General features: G+C 35.3%; 12 protein-coding genes. 7 read left to right on the top strand and 5 right to left on the bottom strand.

Translation table 11 applies throughout. From position 1 onward, the window contains the following. The first annotated feature begins 50 nt into the window (after positions 1–50). Positions 51–470, top strand: coding sequence for an OsmC family protein (locus tag EV145_RS13070; RefSeq protein WP_133525645.1), 420 nt, complete (start codon positions 51–53; stop codon positions 468–470). A gap of 73 nt (positions 471–543) precedes the next feature. Here the strand turns inward: EV145_RS13070 and EV145_RS13065 are convergent, their stop codons facing one another. Both EV145_RS13065 and gyrA read right to left on the bottom strand, forming a co-directional pair. Beyond that, positions 544–1,812: a tetratricopeptide repeat protein gene (locus EV145_RS13065; RefSeq protein WP_133525644.1), complete on the bottom strand. Its 1,269-nt coding sequence runs from the start codon at positions 1,810–1,812 to the stop codon at positions 544–546. A gap of 43 nt (positions 1,813–1,855) precedes the next feature. Continuing rightward, positions 1,856–4,501: a DNA gyrase subunit A gene (gyrA, locus tag EV145_RS13060; RefSeq protein WP_133525643.1), complete on the bottom strand. Its 2,646-nt coding sequence runs from the start codon at positions 4,499–4,501 to the stop codon at positions 1,856–1,858. A gap of 258 nt (positions 4,502–4,759) precedes the next feature. Here gyrA and EV145_RS13055 point away from each other — a divergent pair, with 258 nt between their 5' ends. The 3 genes from EV145_RS13055 (at position 4,760) to EV145_RS13045 (ending at position 9,443) form a co-directional block, all read left to right on the top strand. Further along, positions 4,760–7,306 (top strand): ATP-dependent Clp protease ATP-binding subunit, encoded by a 2,547-nt coding sequence (locus EV145_RS13055; protein WP_133525642.1) that lies wholly within the window; start codon positions 4,760–4,762, stop codon positions 7,304–7,306. Between the two features lie 139 nt (positions 7,307–7,445). Further along, positions 7,446–8,816, top strand: coding sequence for a 30S ribosomal protein S6--L-glutamate ligase (gene rimK, locus EV145_RS13050; RefSeq protein WP_133525641.1), 1,371 nt, complete (start codon positions 7,446–7,448; stop codon positions 8,814–8,816). Between the two features lie 105 nt (positions 8,817–8,921). Beyond that, positions 8,922–9,443 carry a DUF421 domain-containing protein gene (locus EV145_RS13045; RefSeq protein ID WP_133525640.1) on the top strand — a complete coding sequence of 174 codons (522 nt, stop codon included), beginning with the start codon at positions 8,922–8,924 and terminating at the stop codon, positions 9,441–9,443. Positions 9,444–9,540: 97 nt separating this feature from the next. Here the strand turns inward: EV145_RS13045 and EV145_RS13040 are convergent, their stop codons facing one another. From EV145_RS13040 to hutH, 3 genes are read right to left on the bottom strand one after another with little or no spacing between them, the layout of a single operon-like run. After that, the gene (locus tag EV145_RS13040; RefSeq protein WP_133525639.1) at positions 9,541–10,875 is read right to left on the bottom strand and encodes an inorganic phosphate transporter; all 1,335 of its coding nucleotides are present in this window, start codon (positions 10,873–10,875) and stop codon (positions 9,541–9,543) included. Between the two features lie 30 nt (positions 10,876–10,905). Then, positions 10,906–11,550 (bottom strand): DUF47 domain-containing protein, encoded by a 645-nt coding sequence (locus EV145_RS13035; protein ID WP_035648449.1) that lies wholly within the window; start codon positions 11,548–11,550, stop codon positions 10,906–10,908. Between the two features lie 48 nt (positions 11,551–11,598). Continuing rightward, positions 11,599–13,113, bottom strand: a complete 1,515-nt coding sequence (gene hutH / locus EV145_RS13030) for a histidine ammonia-lyase (protein ID WP_133525638.1) — start codon at positions 13,111–13,113, stop codon at positions 11,599–11,601. A gap of 645 nt (positions 13,114–13,758) precedes the next feature. Here hutH and thrA point away from each other — a divergent pair. The 3 genes from thrA to thrC all read left to right on the top strand — a co-directional run bounded on the left by thrA (position 13,759) and on the right by thrC (position 18,921). Beyond that, on the top strand, positions 13,759–16,206 hold the full coding sequence (gene thrA, locus EV145_RS13025; RefSeq protein WP_133525637.1) for a bifunctional aspartate kinase/homoserine dehydrogenase I: 2,448 nt from the start codon (positions 13,759–13,761) through the stop codon (positions 16,204–16,206). 142 nt (positions 16,207–16,348) lie between these two features. After that, complete coding sequence (locus EV145_RS13020; protein ID WP_133525636.1) at positions 16,349–17,272, top strand: homoserine kinase; 924 nt, start codon at positions 16,349–16,351, stop codon at positions 17,270–17,272. Between the two features lie 359 nt (positions 17,273–17,631). Next, positions 17,632–18,921 carry a threonine synthase gene (gene thrC, locus EV145_RS13015; RefSeq protein ID WP_133525635.1) on the top strand — a complete coding sequence of 430 codons (1,290 nt, stop codon included), beginning with the start codon at positions 17,632–17,634 and terminating at the stop codon, positions 18,919–18,921. Positions 18,922–19,004: the final 83 nt, after the last annotated feature.

The following is a 19,004-nucleotide window of genomic DNA, read 5'->3' as shown; positions in this document are numbered from 1 at the left end:
ATTGATAATCAACACTTTAAATATATTTTATTAATCAAAATACTTAAATAATGAAATTTACAAGAAAAGCACACGCCAACTGGCAAGGAACCGGGATGGAAGGAAAAGGAACAATAAGCACACAAAGCACCACTTTAGACAATGCGCAGTTATCATTTAAAACAAGATTTGCTGATGGCGTAGGAACAAATCCAGAAGAGCTTGTTGCTGCGGCGCATTCGGGCTGTTTTACAATGCAATTAAGCTTTTTGCTGAACGAAGCAGGTTTCACTGCTGATGATTTAACTACAGAAGCGACAGTAACTTTTGAAGACGGAACTATAACTTTAATTCACTTGGAATTAAAAGGAAAAGTTCCTTCAATTTCACCAGAAGAATTTAACGCCACAGCCACAAAAGCAAAGGAAATTTGTCCAATTTCTAAGCTTTTAAACACTACAATAACGCTGAATGCCACTTTAGAAAGTTAATCAAAAGTTTTAAGCCATAAAAAAAACCATTCACCGGGGTGAATGGTTTTTTATTATTAATTCAGATTTTTTATTATCCTTTAGCTTTTAATGCTTTAGCTTCAGCTGTCATTTCAAGCGCATTGTAAACTCCTAACAATGTTTTAGTAACATCCTCGTTTTTAGGATCTAATTCGTTTGCTTTTTTAAGGTAAGGAATAACGCTTTTAAAAACACCTTCTCTTTGCGCTTTCAATACATCATAACGCTTCATATCTTTAGCTGAAGTACCTAATTTATTCATCTCGTCAATGATTGGTTTTTCAGCCTCTAATTTTAAAGCAGCAAGGTTAATATAAGCATTTACGTAATCAGGTTTAATTTCGATTGCTTTTGCGTAGTATTTCTCAGCATCTGCAGTATTTTTTGCACCTGCACTGATAACTCCTAAATTAAAAATCAAATCAGCATTATTTGGATCTTTTTCTAAAGCTTCGTTTACTAATTTTTTATAAGTATCAAAATCTTTAGTTTCAAGGTATAAATTAGCTTCTGTAAGAATCAAAGAAGCATCATCTGGATTTGTTTTTCTTGCATCAGCAATTGCTTTTTTAGCTTCTTCAGTTTTCCCTTTTTGAACTAAAATCAAAGCTAAGTTTTTATAAATCTCACCTCTTTTAGAAGGAATCGCTTCAGTTTTAGGTTTTTCGTGAGTACCTAATTTTACTGCTAAATCTCTGTCTTTTGCATTACTAAAACCATCTTCGCTTCCAGAAATCTTGTTTACAGCAGTATAAAGAGTTCCTTTTCCAGAATAGTTTAGTTTTTTCAATTCTTCGTACATTGGCAATGCAGCATCATAATCTTGTGCATTTACAGCTGTAGAAGCTGCATAGTATAAATTAATTGTATCGTTTTTATCTAATAAATAAGCATCATACAATTTCTTAGCGCTTTCTGTATTTTTGTTCGCCTGAGAATCAGCAATAGCTGAATTAATTAATTTTCCTTTAATCTCAGTTATTGAAGCCGCTGCTTGAGTTGAATACTTCTGTTTTCCAGATGTTTTTTCAACACCAATTAATGTTTTGTAGCTTTCAGCAGCTGCAGTCAAGTTTTTGCTTTCTTCTACTTTTTTATTAGCTAAATCTAAGTAAGCATTTCCTTTTACAAAATAGTATTGAGCTTGTTCTACATCTTTAGCATTTGTTACTAAATTTTCAGCATCTTTTAATATTGCAATTGCTCCTTGTGCATCTCCACTTTTTAGGGCTTTTTCAGCACTTTTGATTTGATCTTTCTGAGCAAAAGTTGCTGCCGAAATCAATAATGCTGAAGCAAGTATAACATATTTACTTTTCATAATGTTCAATTTGTGTATTTAATTTTAATTTTTCTTTTTTTTATTATTCTTCAGATTCCTCCTCATCAGATTCCTCTTCTTCGTCCTCAACTACATCATCAGCGTCATCATCGTCATCATCTGCTGTTCCGTCATCTTCAAGAACCTCGTCAAGATCTGGCTTAACTCTTTCGATAGCAGACTCAACAACATTTCCATCCTCATCAACAATAACTTCCTCAGCATCATCTTTCATTACTTTGGTAACTGCTGCGATAGAATCTTTTCCTTTTAAATTGATCAATCTAACACCTTGAGTAGCACGTCCCATAACACGTAAATCCTCAATTGCCATTCTGATTGTCAATCCTGATTTATTGATAATCATTAAATCATCAGCATCTGTTACAGCGCTAATTGAAATTAACTTACCTGTCTTTTCTGTGATATTAAGAGTTTTAACACCTTTACCACCACGGTTTGTAATTCTGTAAACATCTTCTCCGTCTTCGTCAACTAATTTTGTACGTTTACCGTAACCGTTTTCAGTTACAACCAAAATTTGAGAATCGTTAACATCATTTTTACCAACAGTTACCATACCAATTACTTCATCAGTATCATCTTTTAAGGTAATTCCGCGAACTCCAGAAGCTGTTCTTCCCATCGGACGCGTTTTAGTCTCTTCAAAACGAACTAACTTACCAGATTTAACAGCCAGAATGATTTGGCTTTCTCCATCAGTTAATTGCGCTCCCAGCAACTCATCACCTTCTTTAATAGTAATTGCCGCTACACCATTTACACGAGGTTTAGAATATTTCTCTAAAGAAGTTTTCTTAACCTGACCTTGTTTGGTAACCATTACAAGATTATGTGTATTGATATAATCTTTGTCTTTTAAATCTTGTGTACAAATGAAAGCTTTTACTTTATCATCACTTTCAATATTCACCAAGTTTTGAATTGCTCTTCCTTTTGCTGTTTTGCTTCCTTCTGGAATTTCATAAACACGCATCCAGAAACATTTTCCCTTTTGCGTAAAGAACATCATATATTGGTGGTTGGTTGCAACGAACATATGCTCAAGGAAATCCTGATCTCTTGTTCCAGCACTTTTTTGCCCAACTCCTCCTCTATTCTGAGTTTTGTATTCTGTCAAGTTGGTACGTTTGATATAACCTGCATGTGAAATTGTAATAACTACATTTTCGTCAGCAATTAAATCTTCGATACTTACATCTCCACCAGAATATTCAATTTGAGAACGACGAGCATCGCCATATTTATCGCGAATTTCAATTAATTCCTCTTTAATTAAATCAGTTCTTAAATTAACATCTGCTAATAAAGCTTTCAAATGCTCAATTAACTTCATTAATTCTTCAAACTCCGCTCTTAATTTATCCTGCTCCAGTCCAGTTAACTGACGTAGACGCATTTCAACAATTGCACGAGCCTGAATATCAGACAATTTAAATCTTTCAATTAATTTCTCTCTTGCCTCATCTGTGTTTTTAGACCCTCTGATTAACGCAATTACTTCGTCGATATTGTCAGAAGCAATAATTAAACCTTCTAAAATATGGGCTCTTTCTTCCGCTTTACGCAATTCAAACTGCGTTCTTCTCACAACTACATCATGGCGGTGCTCAATAAAGTAATGAATCATATCTTTTAGATTCAACATTTGTGGGCGGCCTTTTACCAATGCAATATTATTTACACTGAAAGAAGATTGTAATGAAGTATATTTATATAAGGTATTTAAAACTACGTTTGGCGTTGCATCACGTTTTAAGATATAAACGATACGCATACCATTTCTATCCGATTCATCACGGATATTGGCAATACCTTCAATTTTTTTCTCGTTAACTAGATCAGCCGTACGCTTGATCATTTCGGCTTTATTAACTTGGTATGGAATTTCAGTAACAATGATACATTCTCTTCCGTCAACTTCTTCAAAACCAACTTTAGCACGCATTACAATACGACCTCTACCCGTTTTGAAAGCTTCACGAACGCCTTCGTATCCATATATTACACCTCCAGTCGGAAAATCCGGAGCTTTAACATGCGTAATTAATTCGTCTATTTCAATATCGTTATTATCAAGGTAAGCTAATGTACCATTGATAACTTCAGTTAAATTGTGTGGAGGCATATTTGTGGCCATACCAACCGCAATACCGGTTGCTCCGTTCACTAATAAAGTAGGAACTCTTGTCGGCATTACTTTTGGCTCGTATAAAGTATCGTCAAAGTTTAGTTGAAAATCAACTGTTTCTTTTTCGATATCTGCCATAATATCTTCAGATATCTTACGCATTCTAGCCTCAGTATAACGCATTGCAGCAGGACTGTCACCATCAACAGAACCAAAGTTACCCTGACCATCAACTAATAAATAACGCATACTCCATTCCTGAGCCATACGAACCATCGCATCATAAACAGAAGTATCTCCGTGTGGGTGATACTTACCCAGAACCTCTCCTACGATTCTTGCAGACTTTTTGTGGGCAGATCTTGAAGTTACACCTAAATCATACATTCCGTAAAGAACTCTTCGGTGCACTGGTTTTAAGCCATCTCTAACATCCGGAAGTGCTCTCGATACAATTACTGACATCGAATAATCGATGTAAGCTGATTTCATTTCATCCTCAATGTTAATAGGAATTAACTTTTCTCCTTCAGACATAAGTTGTTATGTTTAAATAATTATATTAGTTTCAAAGCGTGCCAAGATACGTTTTTTTGAAATTTTTTCAGCTATTTCCTTACACTTATTTCAATGATTTATTAACAACTTTATTTTCAGTTTTGGTTAATAAATTAAGCGTTTTTTAACTCTTTTATTGTTATTTTTTTTGTCAATTAGCTGACAGCAGATCTCAATAGGTATGATTTTTGTTTTTCAACCAGTAAATAATTAAATTTACATATCGAATTATATATTATGGATGATAATTTTTCACCAAGAGTAAAAGATGTTATTACATACAGTAAGGAAGAAGCACTACGTTTAGGGCACGACTTTATTGGTACTGAACATCTGATGCTAGGCATTTTAAGAGATGGTAACGGAAAAGCTATTCATATACTTAATAACCTAGCAGTTGATTTAGATCATTTACGCAGGAAAGTAGAAATACTTAGTCCAGCCAATCACAGCATTGAGATAAACACCGAAAAGAAAAACCTTCATCTTACACGCCAGGCCGAAAGAGCCCTTAAGACAACCTTTCTTGAAGCTAAAGTATTTCAGAGCTCATCGATTAGCACGGCTCACCTGCTTTTGTGCATCTTACGAAACGAAAACGATCCAACAACCAAGCTATTGAATAAGCTAAAAATAGATTATGACATAGCTAAAGAACAATATCTAAACATGACGCCAAACGAAGAAGAATTTTTAGAAAACTTGCCAAGAAATGAGTCATACAATGACGATTCAGGACAAGATGACAGTCTTAAAGAAAGCAGCTTTAATAATCCCGCCAATAAGTCAAACAAAAAATCTAAGACTCCGGTGTTAGATAATTTTGGGAGAGATTTAACAGAAATGGCCGAAGAAGGAAAGCTGGATCCTGTCGTAGGACGCGAAAAAGAAATTGAACGCGTTTCTCAAATTTTAAGCCGTAGAAAAAAGAACAACCCGCTTCTTATTGGAGAGCCTGGAGTTGGTAAGTCTGCTATTGCAGAAGGACTGGCTTTGCGAATTATCCAGAAGAAAGTATCTCGTATTCTTTTTAACAAGCGTGTTGTAACTCTAGATTTAGCCAGCTTAGTTGCCGGAACAAAATACAGAGGACAATTTGAGGAAAGAATGAAAGCCGTAATGAACGAGCTTGAAAAAAATGATGACATTATTCTTTTTATTGATGAAATTCACACTATTGTAGGTGCTGGAGGAGCAACTGGTTCGCTTGATGCTTCAAACATGTTCAAACCTGCATTAGCAAGAGGCGAAATCCAATGTATTGGTGCTACAACTCTTGATGAGTACAGACAATATATAGAGAAAGATGGTGCGTTAGAAAGACGTTTCCAAAAAGTAATTGTTGAACCAACTTCTGTTGAAGAAACTATTGCTATTTTGAACAACGTAAAAGACAAATACGAAGATCACCACAATGTTACTTATACTCAAGAAGCAATCGAAGCTTGTGTAAAATTAACAAACAGATATATGTCTGAACGTTTCTTACCAGACAAAGCAATCGATGCAATGGACGAAGCGGGATCACGTGTTCATATTACTAATATTGATGTTCCTAAACAAATTCTTGATTTAGAGCGTCAGTTGGAAGAAGTTCGCGAAAACAAAAACATGGTAGTCAAAAAACAAAAGTATGAAGAGGCTGCCAAACTTCGCGACGATGAAAAACGTATCGAAAAAGATCTTGCTGTTGCACAAGAACAATGGGAAGAAGATTCTAAAAACAACAGAATTGAAGTTACAGAAGATAATGTAGCCGATGTTGTTTCGATGATGACTGGAATTCCCGTTAACAGAATTGCACAGACAGAAAGCAATAAACTGGCTAAATTACCTGAATTGATTCAGAATAAAGTAATTGGTCAAAATGAAGCCGTTATTAAAATTGCACGTTCTATTCAACGTAACAGAGCCGGACTTAAAGATCCTAACAAACCTATTGGTTCGTTTATTTTCTTAGGTCAAACTGGAGTTGGTAAAACACAGCTAGCAAAAGTATTAGCAAAAGAATTATTCGATTCTGAAGATGCATTAGTTCGTATCGACATGAGCGAATACATGGAAAAATTTGCAATCTCTCGTTTAGTTGGAGCGCCTCCGGGATACGTAGGATACGAAGAAGGTGGTCAATTAACAGAAAAAGTCCGTAGAAAACCATATTGCGTTGTGTTACTAGATGAGATCGAAAAAGCGCATCCAGATGTGTTCAATATGATGCTTCAAGTGCTAGATGATGGATATTTAACTGATAGTTTGGGTCGTAAAATTGACTTTAAAAACACTATCATTATCATGACATCTAACGTTGGTGCTCGCCAATTGAAGGATTTCGGACAAGGTGTTGGATTCGGAACTGCTGCAAAAGTGGCTCAAGCCGATGAAAACTCAAAAAGCATTATCGAAAATGCTTTGAAGAAAACTTTTGCTCCTGAATTCTTAAACAGAATTGATGATGTAATTGTATTTAATGCTTTAGAAAAAGCTGATATTGATTTGATTATCGAAATCGAGCTTAAAAAACTATATTCTCGTATTGCTGAATTAGGTTACAAATTGAGCTTAACAGACAAAGCAAAAGCATTTATTGCTGAAAAAGGTTTTGACAGACAATTTGGAGCACGACCATTGAAAAGAGCAATTCAGAAATATGTTGAAGATTTGTTAGCTGAAGAAATCATTACTTCAAAAATACATTCTGGTGACGAAATCATGATGGATTTAAAAGATGACTCACAAGAACTCTCAGTTGAAATTCATAAAGCTGAAGAACCGACAAATCAATAAATTACTTAAAATTTATAACAAAAATAATACACCCGTTACGTTTTCATAACATAACGGGTGTTTTTTTTAGATAATTTACTATCTTTAGTAAAAGCAAATAGCTACTTTTGAATTTAAATTCTATAATAAAAATTAACGTATGCTTCAACACAAAGTCATTTTAGGCAGCGAAGAATGGTGCTCATTTCCAGAACTAGGAATTCCAACGATTAAAGCTCGTGTCGATTCTGGTGCCAAAACTTCGGCAATGCACGCTATCAACATAGCTCCTTTTATAAAAAATGATGCCAATTGGGTAAAATTCGACATTAATCCAATTCAGAATAATATTAAAACTATCATTCATTGCGAAGCGCCGCTGGTTGATAAAAGAATTGTAAAAAGCTCAAGTGGCTTTAGAGAACATCGTTATGTAATTCAGACAAGCATTAAAATTGGGGATTCAAAATGGCCGATAGAAATGACTTTGACCAATCGTGATTCAATGGGTTTCAGAATGCTTTTAGGCCGTGAAGCCATGAGCGGACGCGTACTTGTAGATCCTGAAGAAAAATATCTATTGGGACAACCTACACCTGAATCTCTTAAAGAATTATATCAAAACTCAGAAAAAGCAAGCTCTGGTTTACGAATTGGACTTTTAGCAAGTAATCCTGAATTGTACAGCAATAAAAGAATAATGGAAGCCGGCGAAATGCGCGGTCATGAAATGCATTTTTTGAACATCAAAGAATGTTATATGAAACTGGATGCCAAAACTCCTGAAATTCATTACAGAGGCGGAAAAATACTAAACCAATTTGATGCAATTATTCCGAGAATTAGACCGAGTATCACTTTTTACGGTTGCGCTTTAACTCGTCAATTTGAAGCTTTAAAGGTTTTCGTTTTAAATTCGGCGACAGCAATAACACAATCGCGCGATAAATTATATTCATTACAATTGCTATTGAATAGCGGAATTGATATTCCAACAACCGGTTTTGCCAATTCTCCGCTTGATACAGACAACTTAATTAAGATGGTTGGAGGTTCACCTCTAATTGTAAAGTTGTTGGAAGGAACACAAGGAAAAGGCGTTGTTTTAGCCGAAACCAAAAAAGCAGCAGAAAGTGTTATCAATGCTTTTAAAAGCTTAAATGCCAATATATTAGTTCAAGAATTTATTAAAGAAGCCAATGGTAAAGATATTCGCTGCTTTGTAATCGACGGAAAGGTGGTTGCTGCTATTCAGCGTGAAGCTATGCCGGGTGAGTTTAGAGCCAATATTCATCTGGGCGGAACTGCATCTGTAATAAAAGTAACTGCTGAAGAGAAAAAAATCGCCATTAAAGCCGCAAAAGCCATGGACTTAAAAGTAGCAGGTGTTGATATTATTCGTTCTTCTAAAGGGCCATTATTGCTTGAAGTAAACTCTTCTCCAGGTCTCGAAGGAATTGAAGGCGCAACGAATAAAGATGTTGCCGGAGAAATGATTAAAGCTATCGAAAAGAATTTCAAGCTTAGTTAAGTTCATTTAAACTTAATATCACATATATAATTTAGCAGCTTTGTCGAAGTTTAAAACTTTGGCAAAGCTTTTTTATTTAACTTTAATAAAATAAAAGAATAAAAAATGACACAATTCCCCTATTTAGATATCATAATAAGAAGTGTAGCTGTCTATTTTTTCATGACCATAGCACTCCGCATTTTCGGCAAAAAAGAACTTTCGCAATTAAATACTGCCGATATTATTTTGATTTTACTAATCAGCAATTCCGTTCAAAATGCAATGGTTGGTCCAGACACCAGTCTTTTAGGCGGATTGGTTGCGGCGTTGGTTTTGTTTGCAATCAACTTTATAATAAAAAAACTGACTCGCAGATATAAAGTTCTTGGTGATTTATTATTAGATAAACCTGAAATCTTAATTCATGATGGAAAATTAGACTTCAAAGCTTTAAGCAAACTTGATATTTCTGATGAAGAATTAAAGGAAGCAATGAGAGAACACGGAATAGAATTCTTTAAAAATGTAAAATTGGCGATGCTTGAGATTGATGGAACAATTAGCATCATTTCTGAAGACGAAAAAAAACTGAAACAAACGCATTACAAACGAAAACATAACCGCAAGAATATACAGAATTTCTAAATAGAACTTCAAAAAAACAAAAGCCGATTTCAAATTGAAATCGGCTTTACTATTTAGATAAAATGCAATTTACATCTTACATTTCATAATAATCGTTTTACGAAATAAATACGCTCAATACAAAATAAACCAAACCTGCTAATATAGCTGATATTGGAATAGTAAGGATCCATGCCCAAATCAAACTTACAGTAACTCCCCAACGAACAGCAGATACACGTTTTGTTAATCCAACTCCGATGATAGATCCTGTAATAGTATGTGTTGTACTTACCGGAATTTTTAAGTGCTCTGTAAAATAAAGTGTCAAAGCTCCAGCAGTTTCTGCAGCAACTCCTTCAAATGAAGTTACTTTTGTGATTTTCGAACCCATTGTTTTCACAATTTTCCAACCACCACTTAAAGTTCCAGCTGCAATAGCAGAATAACATGCTAACGGAATCCAGCCTGGCATTACTCCTTTTATTCCTAAGTCATCATTTGGCAAAACAACATCTAACCATGATGCCATATGAACTCCCGGATTTGTATTAATATAAACCGCTACAGCAGCAGCAATAATACCCATTACTTTTTGAGAATCATTTCCTCCGTGTCCTAAACTAAATGCTGCAGAAGATAGCAATTGCATTTTTTTCAAAGCTGCATCAGCCTGATGTAGATTTAAACTACTAAATATTAAACAAAAAGCACTAACTGTTAGGATAATAAAACCTACTAAACACCATTTAATATTATGCGGATCAAAAGCTACACTCCAAAAATGAGATTCAAAACGAGGTTTTTCAATAGCAGCGTAAGGAACCATTAGATTACTAACAACCCAAACCGTTGCAATCATTAAAGCAATCGTGAATATTTTAGGACCTATGATTTTACGAGAAGCATTTAACAGCCAAATCGAAATTAAATAGGAAGCTAACGCTCCTAAGAGTGGCGCTAAGACAATAAAAGCAATAATAATAAGAACTCCTGAAGGCATCCCACCATCTTTTCCGGCTTTGTACCAGCTTACGATTTCGTACCAATAATGTGTAGCTCCGTCTTCACCAACATACCCAGAAAAACCATGAACTGCTATAGCGTGCGCAACGGCTGCTCCAGCAAAACCTCCAATAAGTGTGTGCGAAGAACTTGAAGGAATTCCAAGCCACCAAGTCAATAAGTTCCAGCAGATTGCCGCAATGACTCCGGCAAGTATTACTACCAGGTTAATTTCCATTGTGTGCGCTGTTTTAGCAACAGTATCTGCAACACCAAATCCGAAAACCCAATAAGCTAAAAAGTTAAAAAATGCTGCCCAAAGAACCGCCTGAAAAGGCGTTAAAACCTTTGTTGCAACAACTGTCGCTATAGCATTTGCCGCATCATGAAAACCATTGATGTAATCAAAAATTAAGGCTAATACTATAATTAATATAAGTAGCGTCATAAAATTATAACTTCAGAATGAAAAATTGAATTAAGAATGTTTTACAGAAATAGATTCTAGTATATTCGCAACACTCTTACATTTATCTGTTGCTGATTCTAAAACAGATAACACTTCTTTATACTTAATGATATTTTTAGCGTCTGTTTCGTTTTCAAAAATTTCAAAAACTGCTTTGTTATATACGTTATCCGATTTGTTTTCCAGTTTGTTGATTCTGGCACATGAATCTTTAATAACTTTCATGTTTTTCAAGTTGCTCAATTCCTTAACAGCACTATCAATATTTTGACAAGCTTCAAGGTTGATTTCTGTCATTTTTCTGATAGATTTTGTAATCTTGTCAACTTGATATAATCTCATACGGCTCGCAGCACCGTGAAGGTAATCTGCAACGTTATCAATTGAAGTAATTAAGGTATGAATATCTTCTCTATCAAATGGAGTAATAAAGTTTCTGCTCAATTCCAAGTTAGTTTGACGCGTAATGTCTTCTCCTTTTTGCTCTAATTCATCAATTTTCTGAAAAAGAACTTCTCTTTCTTTTAATGGTAAGTTTACAGCTTCGTGTAAGTTAGATGCTAATTCAATTAAATTGCTTGAAGCCTCTTCAAAAAGTGGAAAGAATTTCTTGTCTTTCGGCACTAAAAATTGGAAAATACTGTTTATTGACATTTTTATATTTTTGATAGTGCAAAATTACTTCAATAATATTCTATAATGTTAAGCCATTGTTAACAAATCGTTTTCAATTTGAAAACTATCTAAGAACGATATGGTCTTCTCGATATCATAATGCAAGATTCTGTCTTCTTTAACCAAAGGCACAACTTCACGATAACTGCTTAAAAACATTTCGATAAAATCACTTGATTTCAAAGGCTCTCTATACGCAATTGCCTGTGAAGCATTCATCAATTCAATTGCTAAAATACGCTCTAAATTATCCAAAACACGCAAAGCTTTCGTTGCTCCATTTGCCCCCATACTTACGTGATCTTCTTGACCATTGCTCGAAACAATACTGTCAATACTTGACGGAGTTGCCAGCTGTTTATTCTGACTTGCGATACTTGCTGCTGTATATTGCGGAATCATAAATCCTGAGTTCAATCCTGGGTTATCAACTAAAAATGCAGGAAGATTTCGCAATCCTGAAATTAACTGATAGGTTCTTCTTTCAGAAATACTTCCCAATTCCGCCAAAGCAATTGCCATAAAATCTAAAGCTAAAGCCAATGGCTGTCCGTGGAAATTTCCTCCCGAAATAATCTGATCAGCTTCAACAAATATGTTTGGATTATCTGTAACCGAATTAATCTCGGTTTTAAATACTTTTCGAACGTAATCGATCGCGTCTTTTGAAGCGCCATGAACTTGTGGCATGCAACGGAAAGAATAAGGATCTTGAACGTGTTTCTTTTCTTGGGTGATAATTTCACTTCCGTCCAAGAATTCTGCAATTCGCTGTGCGGTTACAATTTGTCCTTTATGCGGACGTATATAATGTATCAATTCATTAAAAGGTTCGATTCTTCCATCAAAACCTTCAAGCGAAATTGTTCCGATTAAATCGGCTAAATAAGATAATTTATAACCTTTAATTAAAATATGAGCGCCGTAAGCACTCATAAACTGAGTTCCGTTTAATAAAGCCAAACCTTCTTTTGACTGCAAAACGATCGGTTCCCAGTTAAAATGTTTTAGAACTTCGGCTGAAGCTACTTTTTTTCCTTCAAAAAACACTTCTCCTTCTCCTAATAAAGGCAAAGATAAATGTGCCAAAGGTGCCAAATCACCAGAAGCGCCTAGCGAACCCTGAGTATAAATAACAGGAAGAATATCATTATTATAAAAATCAACCAAACGCTGTAGTGTAATTAACTGCACTCCAGAATGCCCGTAGCTCAACGATTGAATTTTCAGCAAAAGCATCATCTTTACAATTTCGGCAGGAACTTCCTCTCCTGTTCCGCAGGCATGCGATTTTACTAAGTTTTCCTGAAGTTTAGAAAGGTTTTCATTTGAGATTTTCACACTGTAAAGTGATCCAAAACCAGTATTTATTCCATAAATAGGCGCAGAATGCGTCGACATTTTTTTGTCTAGATAATCACGGCATTTCTGAACATTCACTTTTGCTTCTTCAGATAATTCAAGCGTTTTATCATTAACTAAAATCTCTTGTAATGTTTCTAAAGTTATGGTTTCAGTACTTATATAATGAATCTCTCTCATGATTATTTTAAATTTAAGACGTCAAAATTCAACAAATCAATATTAAAAAGCAACATTTTATCACAATAATTAAAATTAGCATCAAAGAAATTCTGCTCTTTTATTTATTTAACAATCCTAAATTTTACTAAAATCATCACCATTTGCTAAGTTTTTCGTTAAAAGCCAATTCATTATACACGCTATATTCTCAAAAAAACTAATCTTAAATATATCAAAACTTCAATTTAGCTTGTCAAATTTTAACAATTACTCAATATTGATTTTTTGAGATTTGAATTATTAAAATATTCGCAAAAAGGCGATAAGAATTTTTAATGCTGCTTAAAAGCTGTACTTTTGAAAAATCAAATAATGAAAAGTAACAGCACAAAATATCAATCTACAATGACAACTCAAACTAGAGTTGCAAATGCTGCTACGATTATTTCTACTACAACAACTACTACCCCTTAGGGGTATACATTTTTACATATAATCCAGGTTATCTATACTTTTTTCTTGAAAGAAGAAGGTTATTGGATACATAAAAAACATTTACAAAAGAAAAAAAATAGTTGCAGTTTTCAGTTTCAGTTCACATTTGATAGCCTTTGAACCTTTATTACTCACAACCTTTGCACCTTATTAAAAAATATCACAAAAATGAAAGTATTAAAATTTGGCGGAACTTCGGTTGCCAATGCTCAAAATATAAAACTCGTTCTCGAAATTATTAATCAAAAAGCTAAAAATGACCAACTCGTTGTTGTCGTTTCTGCACTTAGCAAAGTGACCGATTTGCTTCAATCTGCGGCTGCAAAAGCGGCTGCAAATGATGAAAGCTTTAGAGAAGTTGTTGCTGAAATCGAGAAAAAACACCTTGACACGCTAAAAGAATTGATTCCGGTAAGCGAGCAAAGCAGTTTATTGAGCCACGTAAAACGAATCATTAATCATTTAGAAACTTTATTAGACGGCTGTTTCTTGCTTGGCGAATTATCTCCAAGAACTGCCGATACTATTTTAAGTTTTGGAGAATTGCTCTCTTCATTTATCATCGCACAGGCGCTTCAGCAAACTGAAAAAAATGCAGTTTATAAAGACAGTCGTGAATTAATTAAAACAAATGCCGATTTCGGAAAAGCGGTTGTGAATTTCGAAGTTTCGAATCAATTAATTCAGGAATATTTTGCTTCGAATGAATCGAAAATCAATATTCTGCCAGGTTTTATCGCACAGACTTTAGACGGAATCACTTCGACTTTAGGACGCGGTGGATCTGACTATACTGCAGCGATTATTGCCGGAGCAGTCGACGCTGAACAGCTTGAAATATGGACTGACGTAAACGGAATGTTTACTGCAAACCCAAAAATTGTAAAACAAGCACAGCCAATTGCAAACATTTCGTATCAGGAAGCGATGGAATTGTCTCATTTTGGTGCCAAAGTGTTGTATCCGCCAACAATTCAGCCCGTTTTAAGAAAAAACATTCCGATTTTAATCAAAAACACTTTTGAACCAGAAGCTGTAGGAACTTTAATTTCTGACACTGTTGTATCAAAAGATACTGTTGTAAAAGGAATCAGCCATATCGATAATATTTCGCTTTTAACTCTTGAAGGCCCTGGAATGATTGGCGTTACAGGTTCGTCAAGACGTTTGTTCGAAGTATTGTCTCAGGAAAAAATCAACGTTATTTTTATCACTCAGGCTTCTTCTGAGCATTCCATTTGTATCGGAATTTTAAATTCGGATGCTGATAATGCTGAAGCTGCGATCAACAGAGCTTTTGAAATCGAAATTGCACAAAACAAAATCGATCCTTGTTATGTAGAAAAAGACCTTTGCATTATTGCTTTGGTTGGTGAAAACATGAAAAATCACCAAGGTTTAAGCGGAAGGATGTTCAGCACTTTAGGAAAAAACAACGTAAACATTCGTGCGATTGCGCAAGGTGCTTCTGAAAGAAATATTTCAACTGTAATTAACGAAAGAGACGTTAAAAAAGCGTTGAATACTTTGCATGAGAATTTCTTCGAAGAAAACACAAAACAGCTGAATTTATTTGTAATGGGAGTTGGAAATGTGGGTGAAAAATTCATCGAGCAAATTCATACTCAAAGGAAATTCTTAAAAGATAATTTAAAGATCAACGTTCGCGTAATTGCTTTGTCAAACTCAAGAAAAATGCTTTTTGACGAAGACGGAATTTCATTAAAAGACTGGCAGTCGACTTTAGAAAAAGGAGAAGCAGCAATTCCAACAGAATTTATTGCACGTGCAAAAGAACTGAATTTACGTAATAGCATTTTTGTTGATATTACAGCAAATTCGAGCGTTTCTGAAATGTATGAAAAGTTCTTAAAAGAAAGTATTGCCGTTGTAACTTGTAATAAAATTGCTTGTTCATCTGCTTACGACAACTATAAAAAACTAAAAAGTTTATCTCGCCAATACAACGCTCCGTTTTTATTTGAAACGAATGTTGGTGCAGGATTGCCAATTATTGATACCGTGAAAAACCTTATTGCTTCTGGCGATAAAGTGCATAAAATTCAGGCGGTTTTATCTGGAAGTCTGAACTTCATTTTCAATAATTTCGATAAAAACAATTCTTTCCACGATGTGGTTAAAGAAGCCGGAGTACAAGGATTTACAGAACCAGATCCAAAAATTGACTTAAGCGGTGTTGATGTGGCTCGTAAAATCCTGATTCTTATTCGCGAAAGCGGTTACGAAATGGATATTGACGCCATCGCAAACGAATCATTCCTGCCTGCCGAATGTTTGGCAACAACAAACAACGAAGACTTTTTTGCATCGTTAATCAAACATGCTCCTCATTTTGAGAAAATCTATGAAGAAGCATTGGCAAAAGATTCAAGATTGAAATATGTAGCGCAATTCGAAAACGGAAAAGCAAGCGTTGGCCTGCAATTCATTCCAAAAGATCATCCTTTTTACAATTTAGAAGGAAAAGACAATATTGTATTGTTCTACACAGATCGTTACGTAGATCAGCCTTTATTAATCAAAGGCGCCGGAGCCGGAGCTGCGGTTACAGCATCAGGAATTTTTGCGGATGTAATTCGAATTGGGAATGTATAAAGGTTCTAAGGGGCTAAGTTGCTAAGGTTCTGAGGTTTTTTCCTTAATCTTAGAAACTTAGTTTCTTAGAAGCTAAAAAAATAAACAGTTGCAAGGAAAACCTTAGAATCTTAGAACCTTAGCAACTCAGAACCTATAACAAATGACACAGATTAAACTCTTTTGCCCAGCAACTATCGCAAACCTCTCATGCGGATTTGACGTACTTGGACTTTGCTTAGACAATGCGGGCGATGAAATGATTGTTCGAAAAGTCGATCAAAAAGGCGTTCGCATTACTAAAATTGTCGGTGCCGATTTGCCTTTGGAAACAGAGAAAAATGTTTCGGGTGTTGCGGCTTTGGCGATGCTGGAAACTTTAGACCAACTAGATTTTGGTTTCGAAATCGAAATCTACAAAAATATCAAAGCCGGAAGCGGAATTGGAAGCAGTGCTGCAAGTTCTGCCGGAGCAGTTTTCGGGATAAATGAATTATTAGGAAGACCTTATTCGCGTAAAGATTTGGTGCAGTTTGCGATGCAGGGCGAGAAATTAGCCAGCGGAAACGCGCATGCAGACAATGTTGCCCCTGCCCTTTTAGGCGGATTTACGTTGGTAAGAAGTTATGCTCCGCTTGATATTATCCGAATTGATAGTCCGGAAGAATTGTACGCGACAGTAGTTCATCCTCAAATTGAGTTGAAAACATCAGATGCGCGTTCGGTATTGAAACAAAACGTTTCCCTGAAAAGTGCGATTATGCAATGGGGAAATGTGGGCGGATTAATCGCCGGTTTATACACCAAAGATTACGATTTGATTGGAAGATCACTTCATGACGAAATCGTTGAACCGTTAAGAAGCGTTTTGATTCCGGGATTTGATTTAATCAAACAAACGGCTCTTGAAAACGGTGCTTTAGGTTCCGGAATTTCAGGTTCTGGTCCGTCGATTTTTGCTTTAAGCAGAGGAAAAAACACCGCCGATCAGATAGCCAAAGCGATGAGCGACGTTTATGAAAAGATGAATCTGCCATATGAAATTCACGTTTCAAAGATTAATCCTGATGGGGTTAGGATATTATAAGGTATTAAGTAAAAAGAATTAAGTATTAAGATATAGTTTGTCAGACTGAGCGGAGTCGAAGTCCCGCAAAGTATAAAACATAAACTGTAGCACACAAAGTATAACACACAAAGTTTGTCATTCCGAGGAACGAGGAATCCCCGCGAGAAACTCGACAAAGATTGGCGATTTAGCCTGCGGAGCTACTTGCGGGGATTCCTCGTTCCTCGGAATGACAAAACAGACTTAACTAATATAAATATTTGGAATTTGGAATTTTTAAAAATTGGAATTTGATTGTACAGAAAAGTCTATTCTCTTTACTCTATACTCTATTCTCTCTCTTCTAAAATCCAAAATCTAAAATCTAAAATTAAACAATGAAATACTATAGTTTAAACCATAATGCACCAGAAGTTTCATTCAAAGAAGCTGTAATACAAGGATTAGCGAGTGATAAAGGATTGTATTTTCCGCAAATCATAACGCCATTAAATCCTGCGTTTTTTAATGTAATCGAGAATTTAAGCCATAACGATATTGCTTTTGATGTGATACAGCAATTTGTGGGCGATGACATTCCGGAGGAGAATTTAAGAGAAATCATTAAAGATACTTTATCTTTTGATTTTCCGGTTGTGGAAGTTGAAAACGGAATTTATTCATTAGAATTATTTCACGGCCCTACAATGGCTTTTAAAGACGTTGGAGCGCGATTTATGTCACGTTGTCTGGCGTATTTTAATAAAGACAAAAAAGACAGTAAAAATACCGTTTTAGTAGCGACTTCCGGAGATACTGGCGGTGCGGTTGCGAGCGGATTTTTGGGTGTTGACGGTGTTGATGTTGTGATTTTATATCCGTCAGGAAAAGTGAGCGACATTCAGGAAAAACAATTGACGACTTTAGGTAAAAACATTAAAGCACTTGAAGTAGATGGCGTTTTTGATGATTGCCAGGATATGGTTAAAAAAGCGTTTTTAGATGAAACTTTAGCGCATAAAAACCTGACTTCGGCGAATTCTATTAATATTGCGCGCTGGTTGCCACAAATGTTCTATTTCTTCTTTGCTTACAAAGCGTTGAAAAGCCAAAACAAACCGTTGATTTTCTCTTGTCCAAGCGGAAATTTCGGAAATATCTGCGCCGGAATTATGGCAAAGAAATTAGGTTTGCCAATTGAACATTTTGTAGCGTCTACCAACGTAAACGATACCGTACCAAGATTCTTAGAAAACGGAAAATACGATCCAAAACCTTCTAAAGTAACAATTTCGAACGCTATGGACGTTGGAAACCCAAGTAACTTTATTAGAATTCAGGAATTGTACAACAACGATTTAAAAGCTTTCGAAAAAGATTTCTCATCGTACAGTTATACAGATGAAGAAACGCTTACAGCTCTAAAACAAATTTACAATACCGACGGTTACATCGCAGAACCACACGGCGCTGTGGGTTATTTAGGTTTGAAAAAAGAATTACAAAAACACGAAAACGCGATTGGGGTTTTCTTAGAAACCGCACATCCTATTAAATTCTTAGATGTTGTTGAACCTGCTTTAGGCATTACACTTCCGATTCCAGAACAAATTGAAAGTGTTATGAATGAGGATAAAGTGAGTGTGAAGATTAAGACTTATGAGGAATTGAAGGCGTTTTTGGGGTAATTATTATCTCTTTTATAAAATTCTAAGCCACAGATTATAAGGATTTATCCTGTTGTAATTTGTGGCTTTTTATTTTACAATCA

The sequence above is a fragment of the Flavobacterium sp. 245 genome (assembly GCF_004362055.1).
GTDB lineage: Bacteria > Bacteroidota > Bacteroidia > Flavobacteriales > Flavobacteriaceae > Flavobacterium.
Note: the sequence above shows the minus strand (reverse complement) of the source record. Positions and strands in the feature narration are given on the sequence as shown.